At 72.4% G+C, this 17,535-nt stretch carries 23 protein-coding genes; 5 read left to right on the top strand and 18 right to left on the bottom strand.

Annotated elements, in window-relative coordinates; all coding sequences use genetic code 11:
- Nucleotides 1-15: 15 nt before the first annotated feature.
- From ACR9ZG_RS04010 to ACR9ZG_RS04030, 5 genes are read left to right on the top strand one after another with little or no spacing between them, the layout of a single operon-like run.
- Nucleotides 16-432, top strand: a complete 417-nt coding sequence (locus ACR9ZG_RS04010) for an arsenate reductase ArsC (protein WP_481283534.1) — start codon at nt 16-18, stop codon at nt 430-432.
- Nucleotides 433-475: 43 nt separating this feature from the next.
- A complete protein-coding gene (locus ACR9ZG_RS04015; RefSeq protein ID WP_481283535.1) occupies nt 476-1,126 on the top strand; it encodes a M15 family metallopeptidase in 651 nt (216 codons plus the stop codon).
- A gap of 58 nt (nt 1,127-1,184) precedes the next feature.
- Nucleotides 1,185-1,763: an RNA polymerase sigma factor gene (locus ACR9ZG_RS04020; protein ID WP_481283536.1), complete on the top strand. Its 579-nt coding sequence runs from the start codon at nt 1,185-1,187 to the stop codon at nt 1,761-1,763.
- The gene (locus tag ACR9ZG_RS04025; RefSeq protein ID WP_481283537.1) at nt 1,753-2,661 is read left to right on the top strand and encodes a hypothetical protein; all 909 of its coding nucleotides are present in this window, start codon (nt 1,753-1,755) and stop codon (nt 2,659-2,661) included. The genes ACR9ZG_RS04020 and ACR9ZG_RS04025 overlap by 11 nt, the downstream gene beginning before the upstream one ends.
- Before the next feature lie 52 nt (nt 2,662-2,713).
- The gene (locus tag ACR9ZG_RS04030) at nt 2,714-2,899 is read left to right on the top strand and encodes a hypothetical protein (protein WP_481283538.1); all 186 of its coding nucleotides are present in this window, start codon (nt 2,714-2,716) and stop codon (nt 2,897-2,899) included.
- An 18-nt stretch (nt 2,900-2,917) separates the two neighbouring features.
- On the opposite strand, the gene ACR9ZG_RS04035 is transcribed toward ACR9ZG_RS04030, so the two are convergent.
- From ACR9ZG_RS04035 to ACR9ZG_RS04120, 18 genes are all read right to left on the bottom strand, one after another.
- Entirely contained in the window at nt 2,918-3,568 is a 651-nt protein-coding gene (locus ACR9ZG_RS04035) for a cation efflux transmembrane domain-containing protein (protein ID WP_481283539.1), read from the bottom strand.
- Entirely contained in the window at nt 3,565-3,909 is a 345-nt protein-coding gene (locus ACR9ZG_RS04040; RefSeq protein ID WP_481283540.1) for an ArsR/SmtB family transcription factor, read from the bottom strand. Before ACR9ZG_RS04040 ends, ACR9ZG_RS04035 begins: the two co-directional genes overlap by 4 nt.
- 129 nt (nt 3,910-4,038) lie before the next feature.
- The gene (locus tag ACR9ZG_RS04045) at nt 4,039-5,211 is read right to left on the bottom strand and encodes a flagellar hook protein FlgE (protein WP_481283541.1); all 1,173 of its coding nucleotides are present in this window, start codon (nt 5,209-5,211) and stop codon (nt 4,039-4,041) included.
- Between the two features lie 27 nt (nt 5,212-5,238).
- Nucleotides 5,239-5,694, bottom strand: a complete 456-nt coding sequence (locus ACR9ZG_RS04050; RefSeq protein ID WP_481283542.1) for a flagellar hook capping FlgD N-terminal domain-containing protein — start codon at nt 5,692-5,694, stop codon at nt 5,239-5,241.
- 22 nt (nt 5,695-5,716) lie between these two features.
- Nucleotides 5,717-7,099, bottom strand: coding sequence for a flagellar hook-length control protein FliK (locus ACR9ZG_RS04055; RefSeq protein ID WP_481283543.1), 1,383 nt, complete (start codon nt 7,097-7,099; stop codon nt 5,717-5,719).
- A complete protein-coding gene (locus ACR9ZG_RS04060; protein ID WP_481283544.1) occupies nt 7,096-7,815 on the bottom strand; it encodes a C40 family peptidase in 720 nt (239 codons plus the stop codon). The genes ACR9ZG_RS04055 and ACR9ZG_RS04060 overlap by 4 nt, the downstream gene beginning before the upstream one ends.
- Nucleotides 7,812-8,252 (bottom strand): hypothetical protein, encoded by a 441-nt coding sequence (locus ACR9ZG_RS04065; RefSeq protein WP_481283545.1) that lies wholly within the window; start codon nt 8,250-8,252, stop codon nt 7,812-7,814. The genes ACR9ZG_RS04060 and ACR9ZG_RS04065 overlap by 4 nt, the downstream gene beginning before the upstream one ends.
- Complete coding sequence (locus ACR9ZG_RS04070) at nt 8,252-9,601, bottom strand: FliI/YscN family ATPase (RefSeq protein ID WP_481283546.1); 1,350 nt, start codon at nt 9,599-9,601, stop codon at nt 8,252-8,254. Before ACR9ZG_RS04070 ends, ACR9ZG_RS04065 begins: the two co-directional genes overlap by 1 nt.
- Nucleotides 9,598-10,200, bottom strand: coding sequence for a FliH/SctL family protein (locus ACR9ZG_RS04075; protein WP_481283547.1), 603 nt, complete (start codon nt 10,198-10,200; stop codon nt 9,598-9,600). The genes ACR9ZG_RS04070 and ACR9ZG_RS04075 overlap by 4 nt, the downstream gene beginning before the upstream one ends.
- The gene (fliG, locus tag ACR9ZG_RS04080) at nt 10,190-11,215 is read right to left on the bottom strand and encodes a flagellar motor switch protein FliG (protein WP_481283548.1); all 1,026 of its coding nucleotides are present in this window, start codon (nt 11,213-11,215) and stop codon (nt 10,190-10,192) included. Before fliG ends, ACR9ZG_RS04075 begins: the two co-directional genes overlap by 11 nt.
- Nucleotides 11,212-12,816 (bottom strand): flagellar basal-body MS-ring/collar protein FliF, encoded by a 1,605-nt coding sequence (gene fliF / locus ACR9ZG_RS04085; protein ID WP_481283549.1) that lies wholly within the window; start codon nt 12,814-12,816, stop codon nt 11,212-11,214. Before fliF ends, fliG begins: the two co-directional genes overlap by 4 nt.
- Nucleotides 12,816-13,124 (bottom strand): flagellar hook-basal body complex protein FliE, encoded by a 309-nt coding sequence (fliE, locus tag ACR9ZG_RS04090; RefSeq protein ID WP_481283550.1) that lies wholly within the window; start codon nt 13,122-13,124, stop codon nt 12,816-12,818. The genes fliF and fliE overlap by 1 nt, the downstream gene beginning before the upstream one ends.
- A complete protein-coding gene (locus tag ACR9ZG_RS04095; protein WP_481283551.1) occupies nt 13,124-13,516 on the bottom strand; it encodes a flagellar basal body rod protein FlgC in 393 nt (130 codons plus the stop codon). Before ACR9ZG_RS04095 ends, fliE begins: the two co-directional genes overlap by 1 nt.
- A 12-nt stretch (nt 13,517-13,528) precedes the next feature.
- The gene (flgB, locus tag ACR9ZG_RS04100; protein WP_481283552.1) at nt 13,529-13,870 is read right to left on the bottom strand and encodes a flagellar basal body rod protein FlgB; all 342 of its coding nucleotides are present in this window, start codon (nt 13,868-13,870) and stop codon (nt 13,529-13,531) included.
- Between the two features lie 500 nt (nt 13,871-14,370).
- Nucleotides 14,371-14,682, bottom strand: coding sequence for a hypothetical protein (locus ACR9ZG_RS04105; protein WP_481283553.1), 312 nt, complete (start codon nt 14,680-14,682; stop codon nt 14,371-14,373).
- Nucleotides 14,672-15,148, bottom strand: a complete 477-nt coding sequence (gene fliS / locus ACR9ZG_RS04110; protein ID WP_481283554.1) for a flagellar export chaperone FliS — start codon at nt 15,146-15,148, stop codon at nt 14,672-14,674. The genes ACR9ZG_RS04105 and fliS overlap by 11 nt, the downstream gene beginning before the upstream one ends.
- Nucleotides 15,145-16,533: a flagellar filament capping protein FliD gene (gene fliD / locus ACR9ZG_RS04115; protein ID WP_481283555.1), complete on the bottom strand. Its 1,389-nt coding sequence runs from the start codon at nt 16,531-16,533 to the stop codon at nt 15,145-15,147. Before fliD ends, fliS begins: the two co-directional genes overlap by 4 nt.
- 111 nt (nt 16,534-16,644) lie before the next feature.
- Nucleotides 16,645-17,490, bottom strand: coding sequence for a flagellin N-terminal helical domain-containing protein (locus tag ACR9ZG_RS04120; RefSeq protein WP_481283556.1), 846 nt, complete (start codon nt 17,488-17,490; stop codon nt 16,645-16,647).
- Between the last annotated feature and the right edge of the window lie 45 nt (nt 17,491-17,535).

Consider the following 17,535-nt stretch of genomic DNA (forward strand, 5'->3'; position numbering starts at 1 on the left):
CCCGAAGAGAGAACGATGACAGACACCACCTCCCGCCCCGCCGTCCTGTTCGTCTGCGTGCACAACGCTGGCCGCTCGCAGATGGCGGCCGGCTTCCTGCGCGAGCTCGCCGGCGACCGGGTCGCCGTGCTCTCGGCCGGCTCCGAGCCCGCCGACCGGCTCAACCCGGTCGCGGTGCAGGCGATGGCCGAGGAGGGCATCGACATCGCCGCCAACACGCCCGCCATCCTGACGACGGAGGCCGTGCAGGAGTCCGACGTCGTCATCACGATGGGCTGCGGCGATACGTGCCCCGTCTTCCCCGGCAAGCGCTACGAGGACTGGGACCTCACCGACCCGGCCGGCCTCCCCCTGGAGCAGGTCCGCCCCATCCGCGACGAGATCCGCCGCCGGGTGGAGGCATTGGTCGCCGAGCTGACGCCGGCGGGCTGAGCGGGGCGCCGGCCGTCCCTCCCGCCCTCGCTATGCTCGTCGGGTGCTCGAACCGGTGTTGATGAGCGATGCGCGCGTGGCCTCGTTGCCCGCCCTCGACTCCGCGGAGCCGTTGGTCGACCTCGAAGCGTCCGGGATCGTGCGGTTCTCGGACCGGAAGCGCGCCACCAACCCGACGATCGCGCTCGTTCGGGAGGGGGTTGCGCAGCGGCTGGCGGACGCCGCCTCCGCTCTCCCGGCCGGACTCGCCCTGTTCGGCGTCGAGGCGTACCGTCCGCCGTCCCTGCAACTGCTCTACTACCGCACCTACAGGAGCCGGCTCGCCGCCGAGCATCCCGATCTCGGCGCCCCCGAGTTGCGGGCGCTGACATCGCGGTTCGTGTCACCCCCGGAGATCGCGCCGCACCCGACCGGGGCCGCGATCGATCTGACGCTCCGCTCCGAGGACGGGCTCGAGCTCGACATGGGCTGTCCCGTCGATGCGACCCCGGAGGAGTCGCACGGAGCGTGCTACACCGATGCCGACGGTCTCACGGCGGCAGCCGCAGCGAACCGGCGTGTGCTGGTCCGGTCCCTGTCCTCCGCGGGGATGGTGAACTACCCGACCGAGTGGTGGCATTGGTCCTTCGGCGACCGGTACTGGGCCTTGGCGACCGGTGCTGCGGCGGCGTTGTACTCCGCAGCGACCGTGTGACGCGACACGATCGTCCGGGGCGAGGGAACCGATTCCGGCGGCGCGGACATTCCCTCACGTGAACGCACTCTCCGATGATGAAGCCGACTGGGCGCTGGCCGTCAGCGGCGAGGGCGAGGCGTTCGGGCGCGTGTTCGACCGTCATCGCGATCGGGTCCGCCGGCACAGCCTGCGGCTCGTGCCCCTCGTCTCCGATGCCGAGGATGTCGTCGCCATCACCTTCCTCGAGGCCTGGCGCAAGCGCGAGAGCGTGCGCTTCGTCGACGGCTCCCTCCTTCCGTGGCTCCTCGTCACGGCGACCAACACGGCCAGGAACATGTCGCGGTCGCACCGTCGGCATCGCCTGCTCCTCCACCGGCTTCCGGCACCGGTGCCGCACCCGGACCACGCCGAGTCATTCGACGACGGCGTCGCCTCCGCGGCTCTGCTCAGGCTCTCGACGGCCGACCAGCAGGTGATCACCCTCTGCGTGCTGCACGGCTTCTCGGAGGCGGAGGCGGCGACCGCGCTCGGGGTCGCCCCGGGAACCGTGAAATCGCGCCTCTCGCGGGCCAAGTCCCGGCTCGCGCAGCAGGTGCGGCGCGACACCGGGCCGGCGAACGGCACCTTCAGCGGAGAGGCATCTCATGACTTCTGACATGGTCACCGACCGGGACCGGGAACTGCGCGCCCTGCTCGTGGCGAAGGCCGAGCAGGAGGGCCGCCGCCGTCCCGCTCGCCGGCGCCGCTGGGCGCTGTCGATCGGCGCTTTCGCGCTCGCGGGCGCGCTCACCGGCGCCGCGATCACCACCTCGGCGATCGCGGGCGCGGACCAGGCGAACCGGGTGTACCGTTTGGGCGCCGCGGCCACGCAGCAGGAGAAGCCCCTCGGCAGCCTGATCGGCTCCCCTGCGGTCGAAGACGCCCGGGGCACGGCGAGACTGCGGCTCGGCGAGCCGGCGGCGGGTGCGACCCGCATCGTCGTCGCCCTGGAGTGCTTCGCGAACGGCTCGGTCGAGGTGTCGGTCCCCGGCGACTCCGCGACGGTCGACTGCGCCGCTGATGCGCCCCGGGTGCTGGAGCTGTCGGCATCGGCAACCGCACCGGCGACGGTCACGGTGGAGGCCATGGGAACCGCGCGCATCCTGGCGTGGGCGTCGTGGATGCGCGACCGGCCGACGCCCTCCCCGTCGGCGCAGCAGGACGCCGACCTCGCGGACGGACGCGTGACCCACCAGGAGTACCTCGCCGCCTACAGTCGCTACGCCGGCTGCATGGCGGAGGCCGGATACCCGATGGCGCCGGTCAGCGGGACCCCGCCGATCGTCTTCTACGCCGTCCCTGGCGCGGCGGCCGACTCCGGCGCGGACGCCGACTGCTACGCCCGCGAGTTCAGCCGCGTCGACCGCACCTGGCAGGCCGCGCTCACCGGCACCACCTCCACCTGCCTCGCCGCGCACGGCGTGGACGGCGACCGGATGACGCTGCAGAACCAGCTCGACGAGCTGAGGCGCCTGGGTGAGACGATGGACTCGTGCGCGGCGGAGCAGCGGTAGCGAGGCGGCCCGACCGGAGGACGCACACGACCGCGGAACGCAGGGGGCACCGATGGATGACGACGACCGCACGCGGCACCCCGACTCGCGCCATCCCGGCCTGAATCAGAGCCCGACCGCTTCGAGCTGGCCCGACGCCGAGCACACGGCAGCGCGTGCGCGCCTGTGGCCGATCGCGGCGGCCGTGGTGGCCCTCGCGGGCGCGGCCGCCGCCCTCATCCTGCTGACGCAGCAGTAGCGGCGGCGCGCCCTCCGGTCACTGCGGGTCGTCGTCCTCGAGCAGCATCCCGACGGACGTCGCGCAGGCATCGCCCTTCCAGGCCTCGACACCCTCACGGACGGCGAAGACGGCGATGATGAGACCGGCGAGGGCGTCGGCCCACCACCAGCCCAACAGGCTGTTCAGCAGCAGTCCGACCAGGACGGCGGCCGACAGGTAGGTGCAGATCAGCGTCTGCTTGGAGTCGGCGACGGCGGTCGCAGAGCCGAGTTCACGGCCGGCACGTCGTTCTGCGAACGACAGGAACGGCATGACGACCACGCTCAGCGCGGTGAGGACGATTCCGACCGGCGAGTGCTGGACCTCGACGTGAACGATCAGGGTCGCCAGCGCGCTCACCGTCACGTAGGCGGCGAGGGCGAAGAACGCCACCGCGATCACCCGCAGGGTGGGCTTCTCCCAGCGTTCCGGGTCGCGGCGAGTGAATTGCCAGGCAACGGCCGCGGCCGAGAGGACTTCGATCGTCGAGTCCAGTCCGAAGCCGATCAGCGCCGCGGAGGAGGCGACGCTGCCCGCGGCGATCGCGACGACGGCCTCGATCAGGTTGTAGCCGATCGTCGCGCCGACGACCCAGCGGATCCGGCGTTGCAGGATGGTGACGCGGTCGGCGGCGAGGGCGGTGGTCATGCGCAGTGACACTCCTCGCCGGCGCAGCATCCCGGCTCGACGAACAACGTCACTCGAAGCAGTTCGTCCAGCGCCGGGGCGATGTGACCGTCAGCCAGTCGATACCAGGTGCGGCGGCCCTCCGGGATCGCCTCGACCAGCCCGCACCCGCGCAGACAGGCCAGCTGATTCGACATCACCTGCCGAGAGACGTGCAGGGCGTCAGCAAGATCGGAGGGGAAGGCGGGAGCCTCGCGGAGCGCGAGCAGGATGCCGACCCGCGTCGGATCCGACAGCGCATGGCCGAAGCGGGCCAACGCAGCCGTATGCGTGACGGTGGCAGCCGGAGCGATGATCACCATGGCTCCGATAGTAAAGCAAACGCTGTATCAACAACAGCGCGGAACACGCACCACGAGGGGCTCCCGACGTTGCCGCCGGGAGCCCCTCGTCGTGCACATCTGGGTGAAGAGGCGGCTGAGAGCCCTCGATCACCGCTTCAGGTTCGTCAGCTCCTGCAGCACCTCGTCCGAGGTCGTGATGATGCGGGCGTTCGCCTGGAAGCCGCGCTGCGCCACGATCAGGTTGGTGAACTCCTGCGAGAGGTCGACGTTCGACATCTCGAGGGAGCCGCCCTGGATGTTGCCGAGGCCGTCCTCGCCCGGGCCGCCGATCTGGGCCACGCCGGAGTTCACCGTCGCGCGGTAGGTCGAGCCGCCCGCCTTCTCCAGGCCGCCCGGGTTGACGAAGGTCGCCAGGGCGATGCGGGCCACGGCCTGCTTGTCGCCGTTCGAGAAGAGCCCGACGATCGTGCCGTCCTTCGACAGCGTGAACGACTCTAGCGTCCCGGCCGCGCGGCCGTTCTGCGTGCCGAAGGCCACCGTGGTGAGGCCGGAGAAGCCGGACACCTTCGACATGTCCACGGTCACGCCGCCGATGGCGAGCGTGCCCGGACCGTTCAGGACGCCGTTGGTGAAGGTGAGCGAGCTGTTCGCGGTCGCGCCGTTCGCGTCGACGCCCGCCACATCCCAGCCCGCACCCGTCTTGGTGAAGGTCAGGGTGAGCTTGCGCTCGGCGCCGCCCGCGTCGTAGACGGAGATGTCGCGTACGAGCTGCGTGCCGTTGGCGGCGTCGGAGGGGAGGTTGCCGGTCACGTTCGCGCCGGTCGTCGCGGATGCCGGGGCGACGGACTTGAGCGGGATGGTGACGTCGGTCAGCGCGCCGCCCTCCTGGATGACGCCGTTCACCGCGTTCCACCCCTGCAGGATCGCGCCGCCCGGACCGACCAGGCGGCCCAGCGAGTCCGGGTCGAAGGAGCCGGCGCGGGTGTAGACCAGCTCGCCGCCGACGTTGGCGACGAAGAAGCCGTCGCCGTTGATCATCATGTCGGTCGGTCGGCCGGTCGCCTGCGCCGCGCCCTGCGTGAAGTTCGTGGAGATGCCGGCCACGAGCACGCCGAGGCCGATCTGGGCCGGGTTGGTGCCGCCGGTCTCGGGCTGCGCGGCGCCGGCGCCCTGCACCAGCTGCGAGAGCGTGTCCTGGAACTGGACCGCCGACGACTTGAAGGCGGTGGTGTTGACGTTGGCGATGTTGTTGCCCGTGACGTCGAGCATGGTCTGGTGCGAGCGGAGTCCGGAGATGCCGGAGTAGAGCGAGCGGAGCATGGCGCTGCCTTTCTGGTCGGTGGGAGGTCAGGCGGTGGTCGCGGGGGTGGACGGCGTCTCGGCCGCCGGCACCACACCGAGGATGGCGTCGAGGTTGATCTTCTTGTCCCCGACCGTGACGACGGGGACGGCGCCCGCGTACGAGACGGACGAGGCGACCCCGGTCTGCGTGTCGCCGTTCGCGTCGAGGTAGCTGACGGTGTGGCCGATGAGCGCGGCCGCGGCCGAACGCATCTGCAGCGCGAAGGCCTCCTGGCTGGTGGTGTCCATGTTGGTGAGCTTCTCCATCACGGCCAGCTGGGTGGTCTGCGAGATCATCTGGTTGGTGTCCATCGGCGAGCTCGGGTCCTGGTTGCGCAGCTGGGTCACGAGCAGCTGCATGAACGCCTCGCTGTCGAGGGTCTGCTTGGGCACGCGGGTGGGCTGCGTCGTGTAGATCCCGGTGGCTCCGACGGTGTCGGTCCCGGTGACGGCGTCGACCATGGCGGCTCCCTTCTCTGTGGTGTCAGACGATCAGGTCGATGGAGTGGCCGGCGGCGCCGGGCACGGGGATGGGGGAGGCTGCGGTCGCCTGACGCTCGCGGGCGCGGGCTCCGTCGCCCTGCTGCTCGCCCGTTCCGAAGGCGGACGGGCGCCGCTCCTGCGCGTCCTGCTGGGGCGCCGGCTGGTTCTGCGACGACAGGTCGAGCGAGCCGCTGAGCCCGCTGCCGCCGAAGTCGCGGCGGAGGTCGGGGAGGATCGCGCGCAGCGCATCCCGCCCGGCGTCGGTCGGCGCGAACAGCTCGACGCGCACGCCCTCTGTCCCGACGTGGGCGCGCACGGTCACCGGGCCCAGGGTGTCGGGGGTGACGTGCACGGTCATGACGTGCTCGCCCCTGCCCGCGGTCGCGAGGGTGAAGACCGGGCGGGCGAGTTGCGCATCGAGCGTCGGGGTCGCCGAGTGCGGCGGCGCGGTCGGGGCAGCCGGTGCCGCAGGAGCAGCGGGTGCGGTCGCCGCGGGAGGCTGCGGTGCGACGACGGGAGCGGCCGGCGCCGGTGCCGCGGCGGGCTGCGCCGGGGACGGGAGGGACTCGGGGCGACGGGAGTCGGCGCCGGCGCCGCCAGCGGATGCCGTCACCGGCATATACGCGGCATCGGAGGACTGGCGGTCGACGATCGGGGTCGTCGACGGCACCGTCGCCGGCCGGCCGGCCGTGCCTGGTGCGGGCGCGACGGCCTCGGCCGTGCTCCGCATGCCCGCGTCGCCGGTCGTCCTTGTGCCCGGCTCCGCCTTCGGCGCCCGCGCAGGTTGCGTCGGCACCGGGGCGGCTGCCGGTTCCCCGGCGGCCGCTGCGGCGGCGACAGCGGTGTCCGGTGCGACCGCGGGGACCGCGACGTTCATCGGCGACGTGATAGCGGCCTCCTGCCCCGGCGTCGCCGCACCGACCACCTGGGCCGCCGCCGGAGCCGCCACGGTCGGCGCAACGGACATGCCGCTCGGGGAATGTGCCTGTGCGGTTCCCGCCGCGTCAGCCGCAGCAGAGGCGGCATCGGTCGGAACCGGCTGAGCAGGAACGCTCATTGCCGTCGCGACCGGCGCCACGACAGGCGCCGGCGCAGCCCCGAGAACGAGCGCGGCCGCCGCGTCCGCATCCGTCGCCCCCGCCGCGTCATCGGTCGCGGACGAGGCCTCGCCCGCGTCCGCCGATCCGCCGGCCGACGTGGCGGCGTCGGCCGGAACAGCGCCCGCCCCCGCCTCGGCCGTCAGTGCGGCATCCGTCGCAGCGCCTTCCAGCAGCGCGGCGAACGCGTCGCCGCCCGTCGCGCCCGCGCCGGGCTTCGCCGCCGGCGTTCCGGCGCCCAGTGCTCCCACGACCGCGGGCCCGGCCGCGACCGCCGCCGGGCTCACAGCGACGCTCCCGAGAACGAGCCGCCCGACAGCATCGACGAGAAGAGCGTCCGCAACGCGTCCGCCTGCGCCGCCGACACCGACGCGGTGTCCGCGGCCGGCGCCGACGCCTGCGGCACCACCCGCCGGATGGTCACGATGTCGGAGTCGTCCATCCACGCGTCCACCAGGCTCACGTTCCTGCCCTCGCTCGGCGCGTGGATGACCTTGCCGTCGCCCGCGTAGATCACGATGTGCTCGCCCCCGTTGGTCACGATGAGGTCGCCCGGCTGGGCCTGCGCGAGCGACGGCACCTCGGTGCCGACCGTCGATTGGCCGGAGACGAGCCGTGGCACGTCGATCCCGAGATCCTTGTAGACCCGCTGCACCAGGCCGGAGCAGTCGATGCCCGCGGAGGTCGTGCCGCCGAAGACGTACGGCACCCCGAGGTATTTCTTGGCGTCGGCGACGACGTCCTCCCCCGTCACCCCGCCGGCCGACGCCCCCGCGTCGGCGGCACCCGTGGCGCCCGCGGCGCCCGTGGCGCCCGCGGCGCCGAGCGCCTGCGTCAGCGCGTCGGCGAAACCCGTCGCCGATGCGGTGGAGCCCGCAGCCCTGGCAGCGGCGGACGCCGCGGTCGCGGTCGTCGTCGCGGCCGTCGCCCCGGTCGCCCCGTCGAGCTGCGCGATGGTCGCCTGGATCTGCGCGATGCGCCCGATCGCCTCCGTCATCGTCATGCGTCCGCCCCTCCCGAGCTCCGCTCGCGCAGCCACGCGCCGGTCGCGATCTCGTCCACGGCCGCCTGCTCGGCGCCCAGATCGCTCGCGGCGACCTCGGCCCGGTGGCGCGCCTCCAGCTTCTCCAGCCCAACGGCGCGCTTCTTCGCCTCGGTGAACGCCGCCTGCGCCTCCGCCGCCTGGGCCTCGGCCTGCGCGCTCAGCACGCTCAGGTCCGACAGCATGCTGCGGCTGGACGCCCTGGCCGCCGCGAGCGCGAACATCGTGCTCGCGTCAGTGGCGTCGGCCGGGACGGCGTGCAGCTCGGCGATCGCGCGCGCCTGCCGGTCGACGGCGTCGCGGCGCAGCGCATTGGCGGCGGCGAGGTCACTCGCCGCGTGGTCCTTCTCGATCTGGCGGAGCCGCAGCAGCCCCGAGAGTGCGAACGCCCGTGCCATCAGACCCCTCCCGTCGCCCGGCCTGCGCCGAGCAGCCCGACCAGGGCGCTCAGACGCGCCCACGACTCCGCGGCCGGCGCCGGCTCGCCGATGCCCTGCCGCAGGAACGTGTCGATCGCCTCCTCGTGCGCGACCGCCGCATCCACCTTCGGGTTCGTCCCCGGCTTGTACGCGCCGACGTCGAGCAGGTCCTGCGCGCCGACCTTGGCTGCGAGGATGCTGCGGAGCACCGTGGCCGCCGCCTTCTGCTCCGGCGTCGTCACCCGCGTCGCGAGCCGCGACACCGAGCCGAGCACGTCGACGGATGGGAAGTGGCCGATCACCGACAGCCTCCGATCGAGCACGACGTGGCCGTCGAGGATGCTGCGCGCCGAGTCCGCGATCGGCTCGTTGTGGTCGTCGCCGTCCACCAGCACCGTGTAGAGACCGGTGATGGAGCCGCGCTCGCCCGTTCCGGCGCGTTCGAGCAGCTGCGCCAGGAGGGAGAACGTCGACGGCGGGTAGCCCCGGGTCGCGGGAGGCTCGCCCGCCGACAGCCCGATCTCGCGCTGTGCCATCGCCACGCGGGTGAGCGAGTCCATCATGAGGACGACGTCGGCGCCCTCGTCGCGGAACGACTCCGCGATCCGCGTGGCGGCGAAGGCGGCGCGCAGGCGCATCACGGCGGGCTCGTCCGAGGTCGCCACGACCACGATCGAGCGCGCGAGACCCGCCGCCCCGAGATCGTCCTCGAGGAACTCCCGAACCTCGCGGCCCCGCTCCCCCACCAGTGCGATCACCGAGACGTCGGCCTCGGTGCCGCGCGCGATCATCGACAGCAGGGACGACTTGCCGACGCCCGACCCGGCGAAGAGCCCGAGCCGCTGACCGCGGCCGACGGCCGTCATCGTATCGAGCACCCGCACGCCGAGGCCGAGGGGCTGCAGGATGCGCGCACGACGCATCGCGTCGGGCGCGCGGTTGTCCAGCGGCACGAACCCGTCCGGCTCGATGGGCCCGCGGCCATCGACCGGCCGGCCCAGGGCGTCGATCACGCGGCCGAGCAGGCCGCGACCGGTCGGGACCAGCAGGGGCGCGCGCACCGCGCGCACCGCATCCCCGGCGGCGACACCCGTCAGCCTCCCGTACGGCATGACGCGGACGGTGGAGGCCGTGGTCGCCACGACCTCCGCGTACACGCCCGGCCCCTCCCCGATGACCACCAGGTCGCCGATCGCCGCCGGCACGCCCTCGATCTCGGCGCCGAGGCCGACGACGGCCGTCACCCGGCCGACCCGCTCGACGCCGGCCGCGCGCACCGCCGCCTGCCAGCGCGAGATGCGGGTCGCGGTCGCGGTCGGCGCGCTCACGACAGTGCCTCCTTCGCCCGCGCCAGCGCCGTACCGATGCGGGCGTCGAGCCAGCCGTCCGGCAGGTCGCCGGTCGCGTCGCCCGGCGCCAGCGCGGGGTCCGCGACGAGGCGGACGCCGAGGTCCTCCCCCGCCAGCGCGGCGACGTCCGCCGGGTGCATGCGGACGTTCGCGACGATCCCGGCACGGCTGTCCGCCGCCGCGGCGTCGAGGACGCGCGTCACGGCGGCTCGCGCGGCCGCCACGCGATCGCCGAGCGCCACGCCGACGACGGCCTCCGCCAGCTCGAACGAGGCGGCGACGAGCGCCTCCTCCGCATCCTCGAGCACCGGGACCGTCGCCTCGCCGACCGCGGCCGCCGCCGTGCGGAGCGCCCGCGCGAGCAGGGCGACGCGCTCCCGGGCCGCCGCATCCTCGGCGGCCCGCTGCTGATCCGCGCGTGCCAGCCACTCGGCCTGCTCGTCCGCGGCGACGCGGCGGCCCTCGGCGTACCCCGCCGCGAAACCGCGCGCCCGCGCCGCCTCGAGCGCGGCATGCTCCTGCTCCGTCTCGGCGAGCACCGGGACGGTCAGCGGAGAGAAGGTGACCTCATTCGACATATGCGTCCTCGTCGCCGCGCTGGACGGTGATGGCGCCGGTGGCCTCCAGATCGCGGATCGCCCGGACGATCGCCGCGCGCGCATCCTCGACCTGCGACAGCCGGACCGGGCCGAGGATGCGGACCTCGTCGGCCAGGATCTCCCGGTTGCGCTCCGACAGGTTGCCGACGATGACCTGCTCCACCGCGGCCGGCGCGCCCTTCATCGCCACCGCGAGCACGGCCGCGTCGACGCCGCGGAGGACCTGCTGCACGTCGCGCGCCTCCAGCCGGACGATGTCCTCGAAGGTCAGCATGCGCGAGCGCACCTCCTCGGCGAGCTCCGGGTCGCGGCGCTCCAGGGACTCCAGCAGCGCCTTCTCGGTGGAGGCGTCGGCGCGGTTGATGATGTCGACCAAGGGCTGCACGCCGCCGACCGAGTCGGTGGACGTGCGCGCCGCGACGACCGCGCCGGCACGCTGCTTGAGCGTGTCGGCGACGACCCGCACCGCATCCGGGCTCGGCGAGCCCATCGTGGCGATGGCGTGCGCGACCTCGGTCCGCGTCTCCTCGTCCAGGCCGCTGAGGATGCGCGACGCGTGGTCGGCGCGCAGGTGCGCCAGCACGAGCGCGCTCGTCTGCGGCAGCTCCCCCGCGAGCAGCATCTGCACCTGCGACGGCTCGACCGCGTCGAGGAACTCGAACTGCTTGCCCGCCATGCTCGACGCGACCCGGTTGAGCACGCCGGTCGCCCGCTCGGCGCCGAAGGACGCCTCCAGCAGCCCCACGGCGATGTCGCGACCGCCCCGCGCGCCCACATTCCCGCGGGTGGCGAGGTCGTGGAACTCGTTGAGCGCCTTCTCGGCGATGGTCGGATCGACGCGGCGCAGCCGGAGGATCTCGGCCGTGATCTCGTCGGCCTCCTCATCCGAGAACTGCTTCATCACCTGGGCCGCGCGCTGCTGGTCCATGTTCATCAGCACGATCGCGACCTTCTGCGGGCCGCTCAGCTGGCTCTGGTTCCGGATGTCGGTCATACGCCCGCCCGGTCGTCCATCAGGCTGCGCAGGAACTCGGCCGTCCGCTGCGGGTCGCGCTCGGCGAGCGCCTCGATCTCAGCGCGGCGACGGTCGGCCTCCACCTCGGGGGCGGTCGGATCGGGCACCGGGTCGAGCTGCATCGGCACGGTCGGCGGCGCCGGCTGCTCCAGCGCGATCGGGAACGCGGCGGCGTCGAGCTGGAGGGTCTGCGCCGCCTCCTGCTCCAGCGCGGCCTGCTCGGCGGCGCGGCGACGGCTCCTGCGGAACAGGATGAAGGCGATGATCGCCGCCGCGAGGACGGCCGCCGCGATCACCGAGGTGCGGATGATGCCGGTCAGCTGGTCCGCGGCCGCCGCGTCGCGCGCCTCCTGGAGGGCCTTGGCCGCCTCGTCCGCCCCCGTGGTGCTGAAGGGCACCATCGCGACGGTGACCGCGTCGCCGCGCGCGGTGTCGATGCCGGCGGCATTGGTGACGAGGTTGCGGATCTCGTTCGCGCTCACGTCGCCGATGGCGTCGGAGTTGAGCGCCACCGAGACGGTCTGCCGGTTGATCGCCCCGGCCGGGATGGTGCGCTGCTCCGTCACCTTGTCGACCGCGTTGTCCTTGGTCGTCGACGACGAGCTGAAGCTGCCGTTGCCGTTGGTGCCGTTGGGGACCGCGATGTTGTCGGGTCCGAGCACACCGGTCGCGCCCTGGCCGCCGGTGCCGGTGTAGGTCTCGGTCTGCGACGACTCGCTGAGCGAGGGGGCGTTCTCGGGCGTCGTGAACGACTCCTCGGTCCGCTGCGCCGACTCGGAGCTGACGTCGGCGGCGACGGCGACCGTCGCGTTGCCGGGGCCGACGACCTTGTCCAGCATCTGCTGGACCGCGTTCTTCACCCGGCTCTCGTAGTCGGATGCCTGCTTGTCCGCTCCCCCGGTCGCGCCGGAGCCGACCGCGCTGAGCACCGTCCCGTCGGCGTCGACCACGGCGACGTCCGTCGGCTTCATGTCCGTGACGGCCGCGCTGGTGAGGTGGACGATCGCCTGCACCTGGTCGCTGCTGAGGGAGACGCCGTTCTGCGTCTCGACGAAGACGGAGGCGGTCGGGTCCTTCTTCTCCTCCGAGAAGACGGTCTCCTCGGGGATGGCGAGCCGGACCGACGCGGTCTTGACGCCCTTCATCGCGCCGATCGTGCTGGCGAGCTCGCCCTCCATCGCCCGCTTGTACGTGACGGACTGCTGGAACTCCGACGAGGTGACGCCCATCTTGTCGAGCAGCGAGTACCCGTCGCTGGTCGACGTCGGCAGGCCGGCCGAGGCCGCCTTCAGCCGCTCGTCGTACACCTTCTGCTGCGGCACGAGGATGGTGGAGCCGCCGTCGGTCAGCTGGTACGGCACGCCGTCGGTGCGCAGCTGGTCCACGATCGCCGAGGCGTCGGAGGCCTGGAGGCCCGAGAACAGCGGCGTGTACGACGGCTGGGAGGCCCACATGGCCAGGCCCGTCACGCCGAGCGCCACGACGGCCACGCCGATGATCGCGATCACGCGCTGCGCGATCGAGAACCCGCGGATCGTGTCGCCGAGCCGGCGGAAGAAGCTCGTCACCTGCTGGGGCATCAGGCCTGCATCCGCATGATCTCGTTGAACGCGTCGACGGCCTTGTTGCGCACGCCGGCGACGAGCTCGAGGGTGACCTGGGCCCGGGTGGAGGCGAGGGTCGCCTGGTGGATGTCATCCAGGTCCCCCGTCACGGCCTGGATCGCCAGGGTGTCCTTCTCCCCCTGCAGCTGCTGGAGGTTGTCGATTGCACCCGTGAGCGCGTCGCCGAACGCCGCTCCCCCGGTGCCGGACGCCCCGGACGCCGCGGAGACCGCCGAGGTGGTCGCGTCGATGCCGCCGACGCCGCCGATCGCCGGAATGGGCATCAGTTCCTCCCGATCTCGAGGGCCGCCTGGTAGGTCTCCTTGGCGCGGTCGACCACGGACGCGTTGGCCTGGTAGCCGCGCTGCGCCATGATCAGCGCGCCCATCTGCTCCGCCATGTCGATGTCGGGGTAGCGCACGTAGCCCTGCTCGTCGGCGAGCGGGTTGTCCGGCTCGTAGACCATCCGGCCCTCGGCGCTGCCGTACTCGGCGCCCGCGACATAGGCGCCCGAGACGCCGGCGCCCTCCTGGGCGACGATGTACCGGGCTTGGAACGCCGCGCCGTCGGTCGGCTTCGCGGTGTTGATGTTGGCGAGGTTGTCCGAGACGGCGTCCAGCCACTTGCGGTGCAGGGTGAGCCCCGTGCCCGCGATCCCGATCGCGTCGAACGTCATGGTCGTCTCCTGCTAGCTCGTCTTCAGGGCGGCGCGGATCGCCGAGAACTGGCCGCCTGCCGCCTGCGAGGCGAACTGGAAGCGCAGCACGGTGTCGATGTTCGACAGGGTCTCGGTGTCGAGGTTCACGTTGTTGCCGTCGAGGCGCGTCGGCTCCAGCGACCGCTCGGTCGTGGCGGTGGTGCGGCCGTCGCCGCGGGCGACGGACGCGGCGAGCGCGTCCTCGAAGGACACCCGCTCGGCCGTGTAGCCCGGGGTGTTGACGTTCGCGATGTTGTTGGCGATCGCGCGCTGTCGCGCGGCGAGGCCGTCGAGGGCGCTCGACAGGGCGGCGCCGGTCACGGATTCGAGCACTGCTGCACTCCATCGGTGGTCGTGGGGCGGCCCATCCGTGGCCTGGTCGGCGAGCGATCCGTGCTCGAACCGCTCTATCGGCCGCTCTCCCGCAGCCGTTAGCCGCGCTTTCCGCCCCATGTTCGGGGGACGCGCATTTCCTGTGGATTACTCATCGTCCGGCAGCACTCCCCCACAGCTTCATCCACAGGTCGAGAGTGCGTGTGAATTACATGCGTGTGATTTCGAAGACCCGTTCGAAGCGCTCAGTTTTGGCGCGAATGTGCTGATCAGACGGCGATTCATTGCTGAGGGCAACCTGAGTGTCCACACATCTCGCGCGTGTCCTCCACACCCGTGAGCCATCCATCCACGGGTTGTCCCCAGAGTTATCCACAGGTGGAGAACCGGTGGAGGGCCGAGGCGCGCAGACCCGTCGGTCGACCCCCGCGCATTGAACGGGCGTTGAACGGCGCGCGAACGCCGAACGCGATCATCCGATTCGCGCAGGCGGGCGTCGGTCAGCCGACGAGATCGAAGTACACCGGGGCCCGTCCTGACCCGTCGCGGGGGACGGATCGCACCGCGGAGAGGTGCCGCGCGGTGGTCTGCCGCACGTCCTCCAGGTGCCGGAGGGTGTGCCGCTGCGCCTCCAGGACCCGGACCGCGCGCTCGCGCAGCTCCTCGGGCAGCGGGCCGATTCCGGCCGGGGGAGTCCACGGCATCAGCTCGGTGTCCGGTCCGGCGAGCGCCTCCCGCAGGGCGGACTCGAGACGCTCCAGCGCCTCCGTCCAGGCGGCGACGGCCGGGTCGACGGCCGCGTCAGGCGACACCGAGGTCGCCTCCGAGGTCGCCTCCGAGGTCGCCGGCACCCGCTGCGTACGCACGCGCACCGCCGGACCGCACCGCGCCGGCGGCGGGCACCTGGGCAGCGGCCTCGTGCCAGGCGTCGCGCAGCGGCTCGACGAGCGTCAGCGCCTCGCGGGCCTTCGCCGCATCCCGGTCCAGGCTGGCCGAGGCGATCAAGTCGGCGACGTAGCGGTACAGGTCCAGCAGCCCGGCCGCGCCGTCCCAGAGGTCGACGCGCAGGGTCGACGCCAGCTCCGCGACGATGCGGTCCGCGTGGCTGAGGTTCTCCCAGGCGGTCGGCTGGTCGCCTGCGGTCAGGGCCGCCTCCGCCCTGGTGAGGTCGAGCACGAGCCGGTCGTACAGCATCGTCAGCAGGCGGGCGGGGCTCGCCGAGAGCACGCTGTCGCGGTTGTAGGCCGAGCGGGCGGCCGCGGAGTTCAGGAGGGTCATGATGCGCTCGCTGTCGGGAGGCTGGAGAGCTGGCCGGAGAGCCAGGACGACTGGGACTGCAGCTGCGAGAGCTGCACCTCGAGGTTGGCGTACGTCCGCTCCAGGGCGGCGCGCCGGTCGGCGAGGCGGCCGTCCCAGTCGGTGATCTGGTCGTTGAGGCTCTTGACGGTCGACTGCTCGCCCTTGATCTTCATCGTCAGAGTGCCGTCGTAGGGGTCGCTCGCGGTCTTCGCCGCGTCCGCCACCCGCTGGGCCACCGTCGCGACCGCCGCCTGCACCTTCTCGGGGTCGGCCGCCATCGCCGCGGCGAACTTGTCCTTGTCGAAGGTGACGGCGCCGTCGCTGGTGATGCTGATGCCGTAGGTGGAGGGGGAGATCCCGTCGATCGGGTCGATCACCGCGCTGACGAGCCGCTGGTTCGCATCCCGCGTGCTCGCCTCGCCGGTGAAGACGCCGCCCGTGACGACGGTGCCACCGGTCGAGTTCGTCGTGGTCGAGACCGCCTGCTTCTGCGCGATCATCGTCAGGATGTCGTTGACGCCCGTGATGAGCGACTTGGCGGCGTCCGAGATCGCCGTGTCGTTGCGGCCGACGGTCAGGGTGACCGGTTCGGTCGTCAGTGCGCTGACCGTCAGGCTGACGCCGGGCAGCACGTCGGCGAACGAGTTGGTCGAGCTGGTGACCTTCTGCGCGGCGGCGGTGCCGGCCCACAGGGTGACCTCGGCGTCCTGCGCCTGCCGCACCTGGACCGAGCCCGGGTCGGCGAGGAGGTTGGTCGCGGTGCCCGCCGTGACGTCGGCCGAGCTGCCGCGGTAGACCGTGAAGGCGCCCTCCGAGCCCGTCTTCGCCGAGCTGAGCTGCAGGCGGTACACGGGCTGTCCGGTGGCGGGGTCGAGTCCGGCCGCGACGCGGGTCGCGCTGACGCCCACGCCGGCCTTGTTGATCGCCGCGGCGACGTCGGCGAGCGAGGAGCTGGTGGCCGTGACCTGCTTCACGGTGCCGTCGGCGGCGACGAACGTGAGGGTCGGCGGCTGGTCCGGCCACTCGGTGAGGGGACCGGTGACGATGACCTGCGACTGGGCCAGCTTGTCGACGGTGAAGTCGATGGCGCCGTCGACCGCACCGGGCCCGGCCGTCGCTGTGACGCTGGTGGAGCTGGAGGTCGCGGTGTGGAGGTCGGTGCCCTCCGGCTTCGCGAGCGCGGCGGCCGAGGTGGCGAGCGCGGCGATCTTGGTGTTGAGCGCCTGGAGGGCCGTGATGAAGCTCTGGGAGTCGGTGACCTTGTTCTTCAGCAGCGTCTGCGGCACGGCCTCAGCGGCCATGAGCGAGTTGATGAGGTCGGTCGTCTGGAGACCGCTGATGAGGCCGTCGATCGCCAAGCCCATGCGGTGGTCCTCCTCCTGCTCCGGGATGGTGGTGCGCTGTACGGGTGGTGCGGTGGTGGTGCTGACGGCCCGGGTGCGCCCTGGTGGAGCGCGCCCCGGCCGTCGTCGCTGCTAGCGGAGGAGCTGCAGCACGCCCTGGTTGCCCTGGTTGGCCTGGGCGAGCATGGCGGTACCGGCCTGCGACAGGATGTTGGAGCGGGTGTACTTCACCATCTCCTCGGCCATGTCGGTGTCGGTGATGCGGCTCGACGCGGCCGACAGGTTCTCCTTCGAGACGGCGAGGCTGCGCGACGCCGACTCCAGGCGGTTCTGCGAGGCACCGAGCTCGGCACGAGCGGTCGAGATCGACGTGATGGCGGTGTCGAGGGCCGTGATGGTGGCCTTGGCCGCGGTGTTGTCGGTCACGTCGAAGACCGTGCCGGCGGCGGTGCCGTCGGCGGACGCGAGGCCGCCGACCGCGGTGCCCACGTTGGCGAGGTTCACCGTGATCGAGTCGTTGTCGGTGTCGCCGGCGCCGACCTGGAACGTCAGCGTCCCGCCCTTGAGCAGGTCGATGCCGTTGAAGTTGGTGCCGTTGGTGACGCGGTAGAGCTCCTTGCTGAGCTCGTCGGCCTCGTTCTGGATCGCGTCACGCGAGTCGGTCGAGTTGGAGTCGTTACCACCCTGGACCGCCAGGTCGCGCATGCGCTGCAGGATGGAGTGGACCTCGGTGAGCGAACCTTCAGCGGTCTGCACGACGCTGATGCCGTCCTGAGCGTTGCGGGCGGCGACGGTGAGACCGCCGACCTGCGACTTCAGGCCCTCCGAGATGGCCAGACCCGCCGCGTCGTCCGCCGCACGGTTGATGCGGAGGCCGCTGGACAGCTTCTCGAGCGACTTCGAGAGGTCGCTCTGCGTGTTGTTCAGGTTGCGGTAGGCGTTGTTGGCCGCGATGTTGGTGTTGATCTGCATACCCATGATGTTTCCTCCATGACTGGGTGGGTGGTTCGCGGCCCGTCCGTG

It is taken from the genome of Leifsonia sp. KNZ12-8B, from assembly GCF_056755495.1.

Coding starts and splice junctions, on each gene's coding strand:
- ACR9ZG_RS04095 (WP_481283551.1), bottom strand. CDS start 13,516: ATGACGTTCGACGCGATCGGGATCGCGGGCACGGGGCTCACCCTGCAC.
- ACR9ZG_RS04025 (WP_481283537.1), top strand. CDS start 1,753: ATGACTTCTGACATGGTCACCGACCGGGACCGGGAACTGCGCGCCCTG.
- ACR9ZG_RS04010 (WP_481283534.1), top strand. CDS start 16: ATGACAGACACCACCTCCCGCCCCGCCGTCCTGTTCGTCTGCGTGCAC.
- ACR9ZG_RS04040 (WP_481283540.1), bottom strand. CDS start 3,909: ATGGTGATCATCGCTCCGGCTGCCACCGTCACGCATACGGCTGCGTTG.
- fliE (WP_481283550.1), bottom strand. CDS start 13,124: ATGCCCATTCCGGCGATCGGCGGCGTCGGCGGCATCGACGCGACCACC.
- ACR9ZG_RS04035 (WP_481283539.1), bottom strand. CDS start 3,568: ATGACCACCGCCCTCGCCGCCGACCGCGTCACCATCCTGCAACGCCGG.
- fliF (WP_481283549.1), bottom strand. CDS start 12,816: ATGCCCCAGCAGGTGACGAGCTTCTTCCGCCGGCTCGGCGACACGATC.
- ACR9ZG_RS04065 (WP_481283545.1), bottom strand. CDS start 8,252: ATGGCACGGGCGTTCGCACTCTCGGGGCTGCTGCGGCTCCGCCAGATC.
- fliG (WP_481283548.1), bottom strand. CDS start 11,215: ATGACCGACATCCGGAACCAGAGCCAGCTGAGCGGCCCGCAGAAGGTC.
- ACR9ZG_RS04050 (WP_481283542.1), bottom strand. CDS start 5,694: ATGGTCGACGCCGTCACCGGGACCGACACCGTCGGAGCCACCGGGATC.
- ACR9ZG_RS04030 (WP_481283538.1), top strand. CDS start 2,714: ATGGATGACGACGACCGCACGCGGCACCCCGACTCGCGCCATCCCGGC.
- ACR9ZG_RS04120 (WP_481283556.1), bottom strand. CDS start 17,490: ATGGGTATGCAGATCAACACCAACATCGCGGCCAACAACGCCTACCGC.
- ACR9ZG_RS04075 (WP_481283547.1), bottom strand. CDS start 10,200: ATGTCGAATGAGGTCACCTTCTCTCCGCTGACCGTCCCGGTGCTCGCC.
- ACR9ZG_RS04060 (WP_481283544.1), bottom strand. CDS start 7,815: ATGACGATGACGGAGGCGATCGGGCGCATCGCGCAGATCCAGGCGACC.
- fliS (WP_481283554.1), bottom strand. CDS start 15,148: ATGACCCTCCTGAACTCCGCGGCCGCCCGCTCGGCCTACAACCGCGAC.
- ACR9ZG_RS04045 (WP_481283541.1), bottom strand. CDS start 5,211: ATGCTCCGCTCGCTCTACTCCGGCATCTCCGGACTCCGCTCGCACCAG.
- fliD (WP_481283555.1), bottom strand. CDS start 16,533: ATGGGCTTGGCGATCGACGGCCTCATCAGCGGTCTCCAGACGACCGAC.